The 1,779-nt window shown below is 61.2% G+C and carries 1 protein-coding gene; it reads right to left on the bottom strand.

All coding sequences use genetic code 11. From position 1 onward, the window contains the following. Positions 1-1,779, bottom strand: a 1,779-nt coding sequence (locus tag V6C16_RS12365) for an ABC transporter permease (RefSeq protein ID WP_333543342.1), incomplete at both ends; no start/stop codon positions are given.

Below are 1,779 nucleotides of genomic sequence, written 5' to 3'. Positions count from 1 at the left end.
CAGTCCGTAGGGGTCGTCAAGCGAACGTTGCGCGCCGGGAGGCATTTCGCCCACGGCCGTGAGGGTTTTGCCCAGGGTAAGGTTGATGGGCGCGCCCGTATTGACGGCCCAGCCCGAAGCGTCCAGCAGTGGCCCAAGGCTGCGCCTGCGCAGTTTGAACCATGCCATGATCATGGAAGGCCCTGAAATGGCGGCAAATATGACAAAAAGGGCCATGGGCCACCACCAGCCAAGGGAAAAAAGCGATTTGGCAATATAGGTAAAAGACGCGCTGACCATACTTATGCCGACGCTGACGGCGGCAAAGATGCCCGCGCTTTTCGCAATGTCAAAGGGCGGTCTGACGGTGGTTGTTTTTGGCGCTTCGGCTTTGCCGTCGGCCAGCGAACCTGCCATTTTGGAGGATGCGTTGGCGATGGCAGTGTCTTTGGTGGACACCAGTTTTTGCAGTTGTTCGCCCATCAGGGCGGCAAAACGCACATAGGGCGCCCACATGGCTTCCCGCAGGCTGATGGGATTGCGCACCACGCGCAGCAGGGTGCTGTCCCACACACGGCCCGCATTGTCCACAAAGACGCCGTGGCGGCCCTTGATCAGGTCGTCCGCTGTTCCGGCGGTAAGGGCGGCGGCGATGGTTATGGTCTGCTCCTGCCCGTTTTCGTCTTTTCTGCTGCACTGGCAGTAGAGCAAACAGAGATGGCTTTGGGCCGCAAGGCGCATATGCGCGTCCACATCCTCCACATGTACGCAGAGCGAGCAGGAGCGGCTGTCTATATACAGTGTTCCGGCCAGAAAAATGGCCTTGTTGCCCGGCTCGTAAAAATCTGCGAAAGAAACGAAATTCATGAGCAGGGTGTAAAGGTTGGCGTGCAGGAGAATGAGTTTTTCAAGGGCGCGCAGGGCGTCCATGCGGGGAGCGGCCAGATCGCGCGCCACATACGCGGCGAAAGCTTTTTCCGTGTCGGGCGAAAGCAGTTCGTCAAGGGCTTCGTCCGAGAGCCTGTCGGCCACGTCTTCGGGATCCAGGGGCAGAAATGCCCTGCCGAGGTCGTCGTCGGCGGGGGCCGGCGCCAGGGCCGGAAGGTCGGGAGCAGAAGCCTGCCCGGCATTTTCCGGCGCATGGGGAAAGGAGGGTTTTTCCGCCAGCAGCGCGGCATAGGGCGCAAAGCGGTTACGGATGGCGTGCCAGCCTTCCTCATCCATTTGAAGCCCCTGCCCCGTGTCGGCGGAGGCTTGCGGCAGCATGGAGGCAAACAGGCGGCGAAAGGACCGTATGTCTTTTTCCCACGCGGGATTGATGCCCTCCGTCAGGTTGAGGGAACGTCCGGCGGCGACTCTGGCAAGCGGGCGGCGGGCGAGATTTTCCATGGAAAAAATCTCTGCCTCGCGGGTGTCCTGCGTGTTCAGTTCGTTTTCTTCGTTCAGTGCGGCAAGGGCTTGCGGCGCAAAGGCGGCCATGCGGCAGCGGGCAAAATAATCGTCCAGCTTGGGGCCGAGCCTCTGCAGCAGGCTCCATGCCTCAGCCGTATCATTGCCCAGGGGCAGGTCTGCCTGGCGGGTCTTTTGCCGCCATTGGCGGATGCCCTGCAAATTTTTACGAAAAACTTCTGCAAGTTTCGCATCCAGTCCCGGCGCGCCGGAATCGTCACGCATGCCGCCCACCACCGTGAGACCGGTGGTGATGAAGACGGCCACGGCTGTGTCCTGCTTGTCCACAGAAGCGACGGGAATGACGCCGTCGCCGTTGAAGGCGTACCCTGCGGCGGCGCTGAGAGCGGA

This window comes from Desulfovibrio sp. 1188_IL3213 (assembly GCF_036763145.1).
Classification (GTDB): domain Bacteria; phylum Desulfobacterota; class Desulfovibrionia; order Desulfovibrionales; family Desulfovibrionaceae; genus Desulfovibrio.
Note: the sequence above shows the minus strand (reverse complement) of the source record. Positions and strands in the feature narration are given on the sequence as shown.